Raw genomic sequence first — 14,417 nt, 5'->3', positions numbered from 1 at the left:
AACTCAACGCTGATGCCTTTTCTAATGCTCTCAATCTTTTGTCCTGTACTTAGCAAATAAAGTCAAATTTTCTCATGTTAATTCTGTCAGTACCTATAGAAAACGTATAGTCAATTCGTTCATACTTTTGGTATCGTATAGGAACAAACGTAAATTTATTGTAAATTTACTATATTATTTATATGTCAATACGATATTTGGCGTAAATTGTTTGCAAATTGCTTTGATTTTTCAGGACAATTCCTTAGAATTAAGAAGTACGGTTCTTTAAGACAATTGAGTAGAAAAAACTGATAGTTTAGGTAGCTATAGGCTATCCATACTTTGGTTACCTTCATCATTTACAAATCCCCTGCCAACATCAGCAAGATTCTAGTAAAGACAACAAGAGATGATATCCGACAACTTAACTACAAAATCCAAAGAGAACGGTAATTATTCTAGCGCTAGAGAGGTAAGTTCCAGCGATCTAGTAAGTCGTGCCGAGTACTTTATGACCCTGCATAAAGAGCTAGATCGACTAGAAGAAATGTTACTAGAAAGTGGTCCCCGAATTATGGGACATACCGTAATAGATGAAGAAAGAGTATGTAAACAAATTGACCAAGTGCGCTTGTCAGTCCCAGATTCGATCGCCAAAGCTGAAGAAATTCTTCAGTATAAGCAAGAGATTATGACCGAGGCAGAGCAATATGCCGATGAGATTGTAAAAGTAGCAGAAATGCGCGCCACAAAGTTGGTAGAGGAATCGGCAATTCTCAGGCAAGTCGATCTAGAAGCCAATCAACTGCGCCGTCGTACGCAAGAAGATTGCGAGGAAATGCGCGCCCAAACGGTCAACGAACTAACCCAACAACGCCGTCAAGCTCAAAAAGAAATTGAATCAATTCGTCAACATGTAAGTGCTGAGGTGACCGAGCTGCAACGTGGAGCTGATGAATATTGCGATCGCATTTTGGGCAATTTAGAATCCGATCTTCTAGATGCTCTCAAAATTGTGCAAAACGGGAGACAAGAGCTTCGGCATTAGGTTCCATCTCGCTTGATACCCCCATGATTGCCACGAGAATCGCGGTTACATCGGATATTGACGGGATTCTTGATTTGCAGTCTGTCAATCTCTACACAAATTTGTCAGACGCAGAGCGCCTTGAGGGGTTTGTCACAACGCCATTTACCCCCGATCAGATCCGATCGCTAATCGCCCAGACAGGTGTATTTGTTGCCGAGCAAGAAGGCAAGATCGATGGCTATATCTTCGCTGGCAGTTGGCAGTTTTTTTCACAGTGGGAAATTTTCCCATTCATGGTTTCGCGATTTCCTAACTTGAGTTTCCAAGGCAAGCAGATTACTGTAGAGAATACGTTTCAGTATGGTCCGATTTGCATCGATCGCAGGTTGCGAGGGAGTGGCGTTTTTCTCCAATTATTTGAAACCATGCGATCTAATTTTTCCACGCGCTTTCCCATGGGTGTCACATTTATCAATCGACTCAACCAGCGATCGTTTGAAGCTCACACGCGCAAACTCAATCTTGAAGCGATCGATCGGTTTGACTTTAACCACCATTCTTTCTATAGTCTTGCATTTTTGACCAAAGACTATAATGAACAGGATTGATTGCAAGAATTAGGGATAGTCGAGACAGCTATTCTTAAGAACTCACAAATAATTCCTAACTTCTAGATATCCTACTATTGGAAGCATCCTGCAAGCTACTGGTTTTAATGGTTGTAGGAGCGCTCGATCTATAACGATGGGAGGATTTTTTGCCATTCCCTGAGAATTTATACGCTCAGGCTTTTGATCGTGATAAGTTAAGTTTAGTTAAGAAAAATTTGAGCAAGAGGCTCTTCGAGTTTATGAAATCTTCATGGAAAACCATACTTCTGTGGTCTCTACCCATAGTCGTCATATTATTTTTTCTTTGGCAAACCCTTTTTTCGCGCCCAGTGCAGCCTCAATTAAACATTAATGCCGCAAATACACGCATATCCTATAGCCGCTTTTTAGAATACCTTGACGAACATCGCGTTCGGAAAGTAGATATTTTTGATGGCGGTCGGACAGCAATCGTCGTAGCTACTGACCCCCAATTAGAGGGAAGAGAACAACGCGCCAGAGTTGACCTTCCTCTCTATGCACCCGAACTGATGGGTAAGTTAAATGAGAATAAAGTCGATTTAGCCGTTTATCCTCCCAGTAATAATGGCGCTTTTTGGGGATTTATCAGCAACTTGATTTTCCCGATCGCCTTGATTGCTGGCTTGTTTTTCCTATTCCGTCGTTCTAACCAAATGGGCGGTCCCGGTCAAGCCATGGATTTTGGTAAATCTAAAGCCCGTTTCTCGATGGATGCCGAGACAGGCGTTAAATTTGATGATGTCGCAGGCATCGAAGAAGCCAAAGAAGAATTGCAGGAAGTGGTGACATTCCTGAAGAAACCAGAACGCTTTACCGCAGTGGGAGCCAAAATTCCCAAAGGCGTATTGTTGATTGGGCCTCCTGGAACAGGTAAGACCTTGTTGGCAAAAGCGATCGCTGGCGAAGCAGGCGTACCATTTTTCTCTGTCTCTGGTTCTGAATTCGTCGAGATGTTTGTGGGTGTGGGTGCTTCCCGCGTTCGCGATCTATTTAAAAAAGCGAAGGAAAGCGCTCCTTGCATCATCTTTATTGACGAAATTGATGCGGTCGGTCGCCAACGTGGCGCAGGCATTGGCGGCGGTAATGACGAACGCGAACAAACCCTCAACCAAATTCTCACGGAGATGGATGGGTTTGAAGGCAATACAGGCATCATTATCATTGCGGCAACCAACCGTCCCGATGTTCTAGATACCGCCTTACTCCGTCCCGGTCGTTTCGATCGCCAGATTTCCGTCGATCCTCCCGATATTAAGGGTCGCTTGCAGGTGTTGAACGTACATGCCAAGGGTAAAAAGATTAGTCCTGAGGTTTCTCTAGAAGCGATCGCGCGTCGCACTCCCGGATTCTCAGGGGCAGACCTTGCCAACTTACTGAACGAAGCTGCCATTCTCACCGCCCGTCGTCGCAAAGATGCGATCGCAATGTCAGAAATTGATGATGCGGTGGATCGGGTGATCGCTGGCTTGGAAGGAAAGGCTCTGGTAGATAGTAAGAACAAACGTCTGATTGCCTATCATGAAGTCGGTCATGCGATCGTCGGTACTTTGATTAAAGAACACGATCCCGTACAAAAAGTAACGCTGATTCCACGCGGACAAGCGGCTGGACTGACTTGGTTCTCTCCTTCCGACGAGCAGTTTCTGATTTCTCGCTCTCAAATCCTTGCTAGAATCACGGGCGCTTTGGGTGGTAGAGCTGCCGAGGAAGCCGTTTTTGGCAGTCAAGAGATTACCACGGGTGCAGGCAACGATCTGCAACAGGTGACAGGCATGGCGAGACAAATGGTAACTCGCTTTGGCATGTCTGATATTGGACCTCTGTCGCTGGAAGGTCGCAACAATGAAGTCTTTTTAGGACGCGATTTGATGTCTCGCTCTGAGTTTTCAGAGGAAATCACCGCACGCATCGACCAGCAAGTTCGCGAAATTGTTCATGCCTGCTATCAAACTGCCTTACAAATCATGTACGAAAATCGTGCTGCGATCGATCGCGTTGTCGATATTCTCGTGGATAAAGAAACCATTGATGGTGAAGAATTCCGTCGCGTGATTTCTGAGTACACCACAGTCCCTGAAAAAGAACGTTACGTTCCCGTCCTATAATTTTTGAATATCGTTTCAAGAATCAATCCCAAAAAAGGTGGACAGAAATGTCCACCTTTTTTGTTGCCCTCAGTTCGGAATTGGAAAAGATAAGATCCTTATCTTTGGTGAAGTTCTTCACATCTTCCCTAAATCCCAAATATTTCTATATAAATCCTATTTATCCACGAAGGTAGAGTGGGCAATGCTATCCTATTCGATCAAAGATTTTTTTTGCAAACCATTCTAGAGAAGAGATTCATTTAAATGAGTTGACAAGCGATTTATAGAAGTAGCCAAGTCTAATCGGACGAGTAAGGCTTCGGATCCGTCCAACCAGTAAGGAGACTTTTGTCTTAACCTCTCTGGCGGGTGAAGCGAGCGAGCGATCAATAGACGAACGATGTGACTACGGCTTTTTGGACTGTTTTACGGAAAGCTGTTGTAGTTTTTGGACTTGTTTGAGGGTTAGTCCTGTAACTTGAGCAATTAAATCTACAGACATACCAGAACGAAGCATATTTAGCGCTATTTGACGGGCAGTTTCGGCTTTGCCTTTGGCTAAACCCTTAGCTTCGCCTTTGGCTAAACCCTTAGCTTCACCTTTAGCTAAACCCTTAGCTTCACCTTCGGCTAATCCTTCGGCTAATCCTTCGGCTAATCCTTCTTTTAGAATCTCTTGATAAATTACTGATTCTTTCATGATTTCGCTCCTTAGTAATCTTTGGATGATTTCCTTGTCTAAGGCTATACCAGATATTATAGCGGTGGCTGCTGCTACATTACTTTTTACTTGACGGTCTTTAATGTTGTCAATCAGTTTTGCTGCTTTTCTTAAGGTTTTAGCTGGATCATCTGTCTTCGTTAAAACTGAGAGGGGTAATAGTCCTAGGTATTGTTGAAAGGTTTCTGTGGGTTGTTCCCAAAGACGGATTACATTAAAGTGATGAACAAGCTGTTTGGACTCAAAGCTGGTCTCGTGGACGAGCGGTGAGTTTGTTCGCTTTAGATAGATTACGGTTTGATAAATTTCTCTAGTGGGATATTTACCGTAAAGTCTCAGCCAGTAGCTCGCCATCCGATATGCCATTTTGTCATCGGTTTGGGTTTGGAATTCTAGATGGACAATAATTTCCGATGATTCGAGAAATATAACGGAGTCGGCACGGATGGGGTCAACTGAAAGTTCCGATGGTTCGAGTTTAGTTAGGGGAATAGGTTTCCCCAAGAGCCAACTGGCAAAGTCGGTGGGGAAGGTCTCAGCTAAGAACTTGCAAGTGTTATCGTACATCGCGAGATTTTATAATCTCAAGGAAATATATCATCTACAAGTATTCTGCTTTTTTACTTCTGAAATCTTTGAGTTTGTGGGCAATACCCACATTACTCAATCCCAGTCATCATCCCATTCTTCATCAAAATCATCTTTACTGGCTTTCTTGCTCGGAGTTGAAGTCGCCTTTTTAGTATCTTTAGGCGGCGGCGCAGAGGCAGAGAAGGCATCCTTGCTTGGTGTAGAGCGACGGGAAAAAACAGATGCGTAATTGGGTAGCTTTGGAAAGGATTGCAAAATCGTAACCGCGATCGCACCGACTCCTGCACAAAACACCAAGACCAAGCCTAACGGGAGCTTAATCGAATCAAATACTAAGAATTTGAGCGTTATCGATAGCGTATTTTGAGTCGCAAAGATGGCAATTCCCATTGACAGGAACCAGAGCCAAAAATAGAGCAAAATCCGAATCATCCTGAAGCTCCCAGTTACATTTCTTAATCAAAGATGTTTGTGCAGATCTGGATCGGAATCATGGGAAAAATCGGTCAGGAAGTGACCAAACTCTTCCACAAAGCGATCGCCTAAAATTGCATCGCGCATCCTTTGCGTAAACCGAATTAACTCCGTAATGTTATGAATCGCGAGAAGCGTAAAGGCTAAAACCTCTTGCGATCGAAACAAATGGCTCAAGTAGGCACGGGAAAAATTTTGGCAGGTATAGCAAGGGCAACTGGCATCCAAAGCCGAATAATCTCGCTTAAAGCGATTGTTTTTTAAATTCCAGCGATCGCTCTTACCATCGACCGTCATGATTGCCATCCCATGCCTGCCTAGACGGGTAGGAATCACACAGTCAAACAGATCGATACCAGCGGCAACCGCCTGTGCCATTTCTCGATGCGTACCAATACCCATGAGATATCTGGGTTTATTCTCAGGCAATAAAGGAGTAGCTGCCCGCACAATTTTGGCAATCAACTCAGGTGGTTCGCCCACACTCACCCCTCCGATCGCATAGCCCGGCAGATCGAATTGCACCAGTTCGCTGGCTGACTTTTTCCGCAGATCTAAAAACACGCCTCCTTGAACGATCCCAAATAGGGCTTGATCGGCAGGTCTGGCATGAGCTTTGAGACATCGCTCCAACCACCGTGTCGTGCGATCGCTTGCCTGTCTAATCTGGTCGTAGGTCGCAGGGTAGGGAGCGCATTCATCGAATGCCATAATTACATCTGCCCCCAGTTGATTTTGAATCTGGATGGACTTCTCAGGGGTGAGGTTAATCATCTGACCATCACGCGGCGATCGGAACTTGACGCCCTCATCGGTAATCGAGCGAATATCGCTGAGGCTAAATACTTGAAAGCCCCCTGAGTCGGTCAAAATTGGCTGCTGCCAGTTCATAAACTTATGTAGCCCCCCTGCCTCCGCCACAATATCTTCACCGGGTTGAATATGCAGGTGATAGGTATTTGCCAAGATCATCTCGGCTTTGCAATCTTTGAGCTGCGCAGGCGTAACGGTTTTTACATTGGCAAGCGTTCCCACAGGCATAAAACGTGGTGTATGCACGACACCATGAGGTGTGTGGAACTGTCCAACTCTTGCACCTGTCTGACGACACTGGCATTCTAGTTTAAATTCAAACGGTTTCAGAATTTCTACTATCCTTTTTGACTTGATTTCTTCACACTATACCCGAATCAGGGAGGAGCTTGACGCTAATATAGAAGTTGATAGGTATCTACCTCTTTATTGCTGCTACTTGGAACAATTTTATGCGTTATCGTCGCTTTGGTAAAACTGAAATGCTTCTGTCCGTATTCTCCCTTGGCACGATGCGCTATTTGGAGTCTGAGGAAAATGCGGTCAGTACGATTTTTAAAGCGATAGAACTAGGTATCAATCACATTGAAACCGCTAAAGGCTATGGCAAAAGCGAACAATTTGTGGGTGCAGCATTTCGGGCTGGGCTAGAGAAACAACGCGATCGCCTCTATGTCACCACAAAAATAGTGCCCACACCAGATGCAGACACGATGCGCCAGCAGATCGAAGATTCCTTGCAAAAAATGAATCTCGATTACATCGATAACTTTGACCTCCATGGCATCAATACTTGGGAGCATCTAGAAATGCTTAAAAATCCTCAGGGCTGTATGAAGGCGGTACAGGAGGCAGTCGATCAAAAATTGATTCGCCATGTCGGCTTTTCCACCCATGCCCCCCTAGAGGTGATTTTGGCAGTAATCCAGACCGACCTCTTTACTTCGGTCAATCTGCACTACTACTATTTCAATCAAAGAAATGAACCTGCCGTTCAATTAGCCCATGAAAAAGATATGGGGGTGTTTATCATTTCGCCCTCTGATAAAGGTGGCATGATCTACAAGCCATCAGAAAAACTGAAAGGTCTATGCTACCCCTTCACACCGATCTATTTGAACGATCGCTTTTTACTGTCCGATCCCAGAGTTCACACGCTCAGTCTGGGTGCTGCCCACCCCCAAGAGTTTGTCGATCATCAAGAAGCTTGGGACAATGATACGCCGTTGTCAGAATTGGAAAATGAAATCTTTGCCTGCATGCATCGCCACTATATCGAAGGGTTGCGAAGCGATCGCTGTTCGCAGTGCTATGCCTGTTTACCCTGCCCAGAAGAAATTAACATCCCAGAGGTTTTACGGTTGCGAAATCTGGCAGTTGCCCACGACATGGTGGAATTTGGCAAGTATCGCTATGCCATGTTTGGAAATGCAGGTCATTGGTTCCCAGGAGAAAAAGGCGATCGCTGCACGGACTGCGGCGATTGTTTGCCTCGTTGCCCCGAAAAGCTAGACATTCCCAAACTACTGCGCGACACCCACGATCGCCTCTATGAAGGCGAAGGTAAGCGTCTATGGGATTGATATCTATCGCCCACAGAAGGATTGAAACAGCTAGCTTTATGTAAAGTTTTTAGAATAGTCTGGCACTTCACAGAACTAAAAATGAAAAGCTTAAGTTTAAATGCGTCGAAAATTTAAGTCAAATTGATAAGGGGTAAGATTGCGATTTGGAAAAGCCGACATAACTTCAGGTTGATACTAAATTACAAATCAATATAGATGCTTCAGTCTGCCTGCTTTTCCTCTGCCTCCTAATCAGCCATCCATTGCGGTTAACTTCTACAGCTAACCCCACAATGAACGAATGAATACCTATTACCTATGCCTTAATCGCAGCTAGAGATAGGGTGTAGTAGCCTAGTTGCTCAGGTACGCGCTCCCACTTACCTTCAATCTTGCCCTTAGACAGATTTTTGGTGACACGCTCTTTAGCAACTCTAAAGACATCAGGAGTGAGTTCGCCATACAATGCCTTTACCACACTATCAGCATTTACATATTCGCCCTTACGCTCTTGCAAAACCTTCTCGATCGCTTCGGTGAGGGTACTACCTTGATAGGAAGAGCGGAGCTTGATTGAGCCACTACGTCCAGATTCAGCCTTAGCAGGAGCCTTAGCAGCTTTCTTAGCTGTAGGAGCAGGAGCAGCTTTCTTAGCTGTAGGAGCAGGAGCAGCTTTAGCAGCTTTCTTAGAGACTTTAGGCTCTGCTTCTACCTTCTTGGTTGCTTTTACGGTAGCTTTAGCAGTTGTTTTTGCGGCGGCTTTAGCGGTTGTTTTTGCGACCTTTACTGTAGACTTCGCCGCAGAAGCAGAGGCATCCTTCAGAGATAGAGTGTAATAGCCTAGTTGTTCGGGTACGCGCTCCCACTTACCTTCAATCTTGCCCTTAGATAGATTTTTGGTGACGCGCTCTTTAGCTACTTTCAAGACATCTTCAGCCAAATCTCCATACAATGCATCGACAACCCCATCAGCATTGACATATTGACCTTTACGTTCTTGTAGAACCTTCTCGATCGCTTCGGTCAAGGTGCTTCCTTGATAGGCACTACGCAATGTGATCGAACTGCTTCGTCTACCGGGCTTACCCGCAGGCTTTGCAGCTTTTGCCTCAGCCTTCTTAGGAGCAGCAGCAGCCTTGGCTTCCTTTTTTGACACTTTAACAGGTGCAGGAGGAGGAGCTAATTCAACGACAGCTGCACTGACCTTAGCAGCAACTTTTTTACCTGCTTTCGCTACTGTGGCTGGTAGAGATGCTAGCAATGCTTCAACATTTTGGAGTTGAGCGCGAGCTTGAGAAACTTTTTCTTCGTTGGCTTCAAGAAACTCTTGAAGCTGTTTTTGATAAGCGACTAGGGATGCTGTTGGTAAATCAAGACCCATAATTGAAACCCTTTGGTGATAAGTTGTTGGCAGTTTTCCTCCCTGCATTCATGTCATTTGTTACGATGCCATAAAGTGATGTCATGAAGAAAAGAGAGAATTCATTCTATTCTTCTATCATCTTTCGTTCCACTTCGCAAGAGTTTTGATGGAATCTTTCTAAAATAGATTCGAGTCCACCTTTAAATTAGGGAGTAAAATATGAGTCTTTAGCTCAGATCTAGGGTTGGAGACAGAGGAATTGCTTGAATGAACCCATTCACAAACGAAGTCGCGAAGCCTATCTGTTAGCCTAGAAATGTCTCTAAGCCTAGAGTCTAGCTTTTAGCATCCTCTTTATAAGATGTCGTGAGATTATTCGCCCAGTTTACTAGGAAGGTGCTCTAACAAAAATCTTGCCTCAGCCGCGCGATCGCTTTGTGGATATCGCTCAATCAAACGACTTAGATATCTAGGGCGATCGCTGAGAAAGAAGCTAGAAAATAACAGATCGTCAGTGTAAGTACTCTGAGGAAACTTCAACTGCAATTCTGAAATAATACTATCGATACGGCGCTGATAATCGTTTTGAATTTGCTTCTCTCGATTTTGGTAGTCTTGGTAGGCTCCAAATTTCAACGAAGCAATCGTAGAGCGATCGCTTGTTATCCCCGCAGGTGGGTGAATTGCCACAGTTTCGCCAAAGTCATGCTCTTCCCATTGTTCGAGTAGGGTCATCGCCACCATATACAGAGTTTTTTCTCGTAGGCTGGGTGGTGTATTGGCATCATCAAGGATACTTTGATAGAGCGACAGAGCCACAGCATTTTGGCTTGAGGCTTGGTAGGTAGAGCGAACGATATCCGCTGAGCGGAGTTTGGTATTACAGATCCACCAGCCTAAACATTCATCATCTCCCCAGCCTCCAGTCGGAAGATGGTAGAGACGAAAACCATCCCAAAAGGGTAAGTACCCATTCTTCCAGCCATCTTTACCTGCCCAATCAGAGGCGAGACGATAACGAGCTTCAGGGGTATTCTCTTGCTGCAATGCCAATAGTTTTTGCCAACGCTGACGCTGCTCGGTCAACATCGTTTGCATTTCTTGAATGACTTTGGCAGATCGATCGCCTGCTTCCCACCATTGAAAGTTTTGATAATAGGTATCGAGAACCCGCTTGGGCATATCTGTCAAGTGAATCGTTTGAGCGATCTGCAAAGCCTTCGCATAATTTTGAGATCGCGCGTAGCGAACAGCCAAGGCATATTGGAATAGGGGTGCAATCGGTTGAATTTCAGGCTCGGTTAGAAGGATTTCTATCTGCTCGGTGGTCAGACCCACATCTAACAAGGCACGAACGTGGGGCCAAGCTAGATACGCAGCATCTTTATCGCCCATTGGCTGCACCATCATTTTGACCCACAGGCGTAAGGCCGGCATCACTTCATTTTGTGCCTGTAGGCTGCGAGCGAACAAGTAGGTGGCATCATCAGCCCCAGGGTGGTCGGGGTAGCGACTTAGCCACTGTTGCCAATTTTGACTGCGCTCCTTGGGAGTCATGCGGGCGTTGCGAACCAAAATCTCCTGACTGCGTGGTTCGCTATCAAAATAGGACTTGCCCGTGAGATTGCCATACTCGCGACAACCTTGGGTATATTTTGACTGTGGATACTTGTCTACAATCCCTAACAGCAAATAGTAGGCATAAAAGCCTCGTTCTGAGTAAGATTCATAGCCGACAGGACGAGAGAGGGGATAAAGCTGGCTCAAGTCGCCGTTAACGATCTTCTGTAATAATTCCTCTCCGACGGGATCGCTATGACGATCTAGCTCCGCGATCGCCCATGCCCGATCGGGAGCATCAAGATTCGCGGCAATCTGACGGAAAAAGGCTCTGGCGAAGTTGGTAATCTCGCCTGCTTTGAGTTTTCCCAGACGTTCGATCAAAATGTAATCCTGTGCCTGCTCTGGCAGACTGTTATAAAAATGAATCGCTTGCTCGATTTGCAGATTGTTAGGCCGCTCTAGCGATTCAAACTGGAGCCATTCCGATAAACGAGCGAAAGGTTTCAGTTGGCGATCTGGATAGACACGATGGTTTGCGACAGCCTCATAGCCCAACAATCGCTGCAAGAAGGCTAAGTTGAACTGATCGTAATAGGTTGGGGAAGATTCAGGTTCTAGTCCAATACGGGCAAGACGCACCAAGCGATCGCGTGTTTCAGGTTCATCTAAACCAAAGTCTTTTTCCCAGTCTTTCGAGTCATAGGGAGTCGTAGTACCTGATTGATTGAGGAGATACTCGACGTTTTCGGTCAATACATCCATATCTGGTCGAGGGAGCCTTTGCTTAATCCGCTGCGTCAACCAAAGCGTTGTGTAGGGTTTGCCTAAACTGCGAATCCCTGCCATGCCATACCTTTGTCGCAAGCGATCGCGAGAACGCGCATAATAGGCAAGCAGGGGATAGGCTTTCGCACCATACCGCTTCCAGATCGGATTAGTAAGTGGCTGCTTTGACCATTTGAGTACGATTAAATCTTGACGCACGGCCTGAGCGATTTCTTGCCATTGCGGATCGAAGCGCAAGCGATCGCGAATGACTTCATCAATTTCTAGCTCAGTAAGTTCGGCTGGACTGAGGAGATCGGCTTGACGTAGGGCTTCAATGGGACTGGGAATGGTAACAGACTGAGATTCAAACCGTTTAGATGTAACTCCCCAGACAGCGCCTGAGACGAATAATGCCAAAGAGATACTACTAATAATATATAGATATCGCTTACTACTAATATATAGATATCGCTTACTAAATATCTTCATCACATCCACCTAAAATACTTAAAATCCAATAGCAATTGACGATTGCAATTGACGATTGCAATTGAATGTAAGTTCTAATCATGACAGAGGACAGGTTTAGATTTGCAATTCTCAACAAAAATTTGATTAGCTCCCAAATTTCTAATCTCTATTTCAAGCACTTGGGGTTGGTTCGTCGTCGCGTGCATTGGAATCAAGGAATACCGTGACTATAGGAGTTTCGCCCTTACCCAACAGGAAGGATAGAAGTTTTATAGTAATTGCTCAACCTAGAAGGAATCAGGGTTTCAGCCTATAAATTGTCTCAAAAACTAGCTAAATGACACCATTCTCATTTGTCAAACGATAATTTGCTGATATATAGATAAAATAGAGGTAAAATCGACTTTTTGACAGTCATTTTTTGTTGATTTTACTAAGTTGAGCAATTACGTTTTATAAAGCAGCGATCGCACCGTCAGGAACGATTTCAATCAATCGCTCGATCGCACCACCAACAACCAAGGCTGCTACGTAATCAGGCTGGGGTTGGAACTGATGAGCCTGCCAAGTCTGCTCGCGATCGGGAAAGACCAACCCCACCAATCTTTCCCCTTGCCAATCAGTTTGTACGCGCTCTAAATCGACTAAACCCTTTCCCGTTGCTTTGAGATAGGCTTCTTTTAGCGTCCAAATTTGCAAGAATAGCTCCTGCTGTTCTTGCGGTGGTAGGCTTCTGAGTCTCTCGGATTCCTGCCTACTAAAAAAACGCTGTGCCAATTGTTCCACATCTTCGATAGGGCGTTGCTGACACTCGACATCAACTCCGATCGCTCGATTACTAGTCACAGCATAAACCGCCAGATTTTCGGCATGGGATAGATTAAACTCCAAATTTCCAGCACCCATGGTAGAAGCCCCCCAGAGACGATCTGCCAATTGCGGTTTGCCCGAGGGACTATAGGTAAACTGTACCTGTGTGGGTTGAATATCTAAATAGCGACCAAGGATCGTGCGTAGATGACCTCTTGCAACGATAAAGCGTTGACGATGTAGATCGAACCTGTAGCGATCGGCGCGTTGCTGTTCGTCAGGCGATAGGATAGCTTTGAATTCTAATAGCCGATCGGTTAGCTGAAGATCGACATACCAGAGATGAACCTCATGGGCTTGTAAGTTTAGCGATTGAAAAGATGAATACTTGACTCGCATCGCTTTTATGTAGCAATGGGTAGGGTCACAGTCACCGTCGTCTGCTCGTAAAGAATACTCTCGATCTCTAAGCTCCCCTCATGCAACTCTACTAATCGTTTTGCGATCGCTAGCCCCAAACCACTTCCCTGCTTAGCATAGAGTTTATCTTCAAATTTCATATATGCCCCCAGATCGGCAATCTGCTCTTCAGACATCCCTTGCCCTAGATCGCCAACTGAAAAGACAAATTTTCGATCGCTCGACGCACTCTTTACCGTTACAGGCGTCCCTTGAACGGAAAATTTAAATGCATTAGAAATTAGTTCCCTCGCGATCGCCTCCAAATAATGATCGGAGATTTGAACCGTTGCACCATCTAGCTCCAAAATCAAATCGGTTGTTCGACCAAAAGTTTTCGCAATTTCTTTAGCCAGCGTTGAAATTTCGATCTCGGCGAAGGTAGTTTTTGCCTTACGCAACTGTTGTCCCTGCTCAGAAGTCAGATCGATGGTTTCAATTTCTGCATACATCAGAAACTTTTTAATCATGTCATGCAAATCCTTGCCTGCCTTGCCAATGCGCTTAGCAACTTCTGGAATTTCATGGGCTTCCATAGCATGGGAGTTTTGCACGAGAATATCAGATAGCCCGATAATCTGGATCGCAGGAAAGAGGAGTTGATGGGGTAATGATTGGGCAATGTTATTCCGCAACCCATCGAGCTTTTGTCTAAAGAAATTATTAATCGTTTCTTGCTTTTTAAACTGCGCCTGAATCGCGGCAATTAACTCGTCCCGAGTAAAGGGCTTGGTCAAATAATCATCCGAGCCGAGGGTCATGCCTTGGCGAATGTCATCTTTAAACGATCTAGCCGTTAAAAAGATAAATGGAATCGTCGCAGTCGTCGGATCTTGCCTCAAGGATGTCAACACGGCAAAACCATCAAGTTTGGGCATCATCACATCACAGATGATCAGGTTAGGAAGATGCTTTTTTGCCAGCTCTAGTCCAACTTCACCGTCCTCAGCAGTAACTACCCAAAAGCCTTCCGCTTTTAGCATCTTAGCCATATTATCTAAGACGGTTTGGCTATCTTCAATAATTAAGATCTTTTTCATACCCTCTCACCTGCTTGTAAGAAATCCCTACCCCAATGACATATCGAT

At 45.0% G+C, this 14,417-nt stretch carries 11 protein-coding genes; 4 read left to right on the top strand and 7 right to left on the bottom strand.

What is annotated here, in order from left to right:
- The first annotated feature begins 391 nt into the window (after positions 1 to 391).
- The 3 genes from V2H45_RS13750 to ftsH all read left to right on the top strand — a co-directional run bounded on the left by V2H45_RS13750 (position 392) and on the right by ftsH (position 3,749).
- A complete protein-coding gene (locus V2H45_RS13750) occupies positions 392 to 1,030 on the top strand; it encodes an ATP synthase subunit B family protein (protein ID WP_330484216.1) in 639 nt (212 codons plus the stop codon).
- A gap of 23 nt (positions 1,031 to 1,053) precedes the next feature.
- A complete protein-coding gene (locus V2H45_RS13745) occupies positions 1,054 to 1,620 on the top strand; it encodes a GNAT family N-acetyltransferase (RefSeq protein WP_330484215.1) in 567 nt (188 codons plus the stop codon).
- A 242-nt stretch (positions 1,621 to 1,862) separates the two neighbouring features.
- The gene (gene ftsH, locus V2H45_RS13740) at positions 1,863 to 3,749 is read left to right on the top strand and encodes an ATP-dependent zinc metalloprotease FtsH (RefSeq protein WP_330484214.1); all 1,887 of its coding nucleotides are present in this window, start codon (positions 1,863 to 1,865) and stop codon (positions 3,747 to 3,749) included.
- A gap of 388 nt (positions 3,750 to 4,137) precedes the next feature.
- Here ftsH and V2H45_RS13735 read toward each other — a convergent pair whose 3' ends face one another.
- The 3 genes from V2H45_RS13735 to tgt form a co-directional block, all read right to left on the bottom strand.
- Positions 4,138 to 5,019, bottom strand: coding sequence for an Rpn family recombination-promoting nuclease/putative transposase (locus V2H45_RS13735; RefSeq protein ID WP_330484213.1), 882 nt, complete (start codon positions 5,017 to 5,019; stop codon positions 4,138 to 4,140).
- 96 nt (positions 5,020 to 5,115) lie between these two features.
- Positions 5,116 to 5,475 carry a LapA family protein gene (locus tag V2H45_RS13730; RefSeq protein ID WP_330484212.1) on the bottom strand — a complete coding sequence of 120 codons (360 nt, stop codon included), beginning with the start codon at positions 5,473 to 5,475 and terminating at the stop codon, positions 5,116 to 5,118.
- Between the two features lie 27 nt (positions 5,476 to 5,502).
- Positions 5,503 to 6,663, bottom strand: a complete 1,161-nt coding sequence (gene tgt / locus V2H45_RS13725) for a tRNA guanosine(34) transglycosylase Tgt (RefSeq protein ID WP_408648781.1) — start codon at positions 6,661 to 6,663, stop codon at positions 5,503 to 5,505.
- A gap of 119 nt (positions 6,664 to 6,782) precedes the next feature.
- Between tgt and V2H45_RS13720 the strand changes: the two genes are divergently transcribed.
- A complete protein-coding gene (locus tag V2H45_RS13720; protein WP_330484211.1) occupies positions 6,783 to 7,913 on the top strand; it encodes an aldo/keto reductase in 1,131 nt (376 codons plus the stop codon).
- Between the two features lie 298 nt (positions 7,914 to 8,211).
- On the opposite strand, the gene V2H45_RS13715 is transcribed toward V2H45_RS13720, so the two are convergent.
- The 4 genes from V2H45_RS13715 to V2H45_RS13700 form a co-directional block, all read right to left on the bottom strand.
- The gene (locus V2H45_RS13715; RefSeq protein WP_330484210.1) at positions 8,212 to 9,276 is read right to left on the bottom strand and encodes a hypothetical protein; all 1,065 of its coding nucleotides are present in this window, start codon (positions 9,274 to 9,276) and stop codon (positions 8,212 to 8,214) included.
- A 354-nt stretch (positions 9,277 to 9,630) separates the two neighbouring features.
- Complete coding sequence (locus tag V2H45_RS13710; protein WP_330484209.1) at positions 9,631 to 12,078, bottom strand: hypothetical protein; 2,448 nt, start codon at positions 12,076 to 12,078, stop codon at positions 9,631 to 9,633.
- Positions 12,079 to 12,513: 435 nt separating this feature from the next.
- A complete protein-coding gene (locus V2H45_RS13705; RefSeq protein ID WP_330484208.1) occupies positions 12,514 to 13,269 on the bottom strand; it encodes a 4'-phosphopantetheinyl transferase family protein in 756 nt (251 codons plus the stop codon).
- 5 nt (positions 13,270 to 13,274) lie between these two features.
- On the bottom strand, positions 13,275 to 14,369 hold the full coding sequence (locus V2H45_RS13700; protein ID WP_330484207.1) for a hybrid sensor histidine kinase/response regulator: 1,095 nt from the start codon (positions 14,367 to 14,369) through the stop codon (positions 13,275 to 13,277).
- Positions 14,370 to 14,417: the final 48 nt, after the last annotated feature.

It is taken from the genome of Tumidithrix elongata BACA0141 (assembly GCF_036349135.1).
GTDB classification, from domain to species: domain Bacteria; phylum Cyanobacteriota; class Cyanobacteriia; order Pseudanabaenales; family Pseudanabaenaceae; genus Tumidithrix; species Tumidithrix elongata.
The sequence above is the reverse complement of the archived record's forward strand: the minus strand, read 5'-3'. Positions and strand labels throughout refer to the sequence as shown.

Excerpts from the sequence above, each read along its gene's own strand:
- V2H45_RS13750 (WP_330484216.1), top strand. The coding sequence starts at position 392 with ATGATATCCGACAACTTAACTACAAAATCCAAAGAGAACGGTAATTAT.
- V2H45_RS13745 (WP_330484215.1), top strand. The coding sequence starts at position 1,054 with ATGATTGCCACGAGAATCGCGGTTACATCGGATATTGACGGGATTCTT.
- ftsH (WP_330484214.1), top strand. The coding sequence starts at position 1,863 with ATGAAATCTTCATGGAAAACCATACTTCTGTGGTCTCTACCCATAGTC.
- V2H45_RS13735 (WP_330484213.1), bottom strand. The coding sequence starts at position 5,019 with ATGTACGATAACACTTGCAAGTTCTTAGCTGAGACCTTCCCCACCGAC.
- V2H45_RS13730 (WP_330484212.1), bottom strand. The coding sequence starts at position 5,475 with ATGATTCGGATTTTGCTCTATTTTTGGCTCTGGTTCCTGTCAATGGGA.
- V2H45_RS13720 (WP_330484211.1), top strand. The coding sequence starts at position 6,783 with ATGCGTTATCGTCGCTTTGGTAAAACTGAAATGCTTCTGTCCGTATTC.
- V2H45_RS13715 (WP_330484210.1), bottom strand. The coding sequence starts at position 9,276 with ATGGGTCTTGATTTACCAACAGCATCCCTAGTCGCTTATCAAAAACAG.
- V2H45_RS13710 (WP_330484209.1), bottom strand. The coding sequence starts at position 12,078 with ATGAAGATATTTAGTAAGCGATATCTATATATTAGTAGTAAGCGATAT.
- V2H45_RS13705 (WP_330484208.1), bottom strand. The coding sequence starts at position 13,269 with ATGCGAGTCAAGTATTCATCTTTTCAATCGCTAAACTTACAAGCCCAT.
- V2H45_RS13700 (WP_330484207.1), bottom strand. The coding sequence starts at position 14,369 with ATGAAAAAGATCTTAATTATTGAAGATAGCCAAACCGTCTTAGATAAT.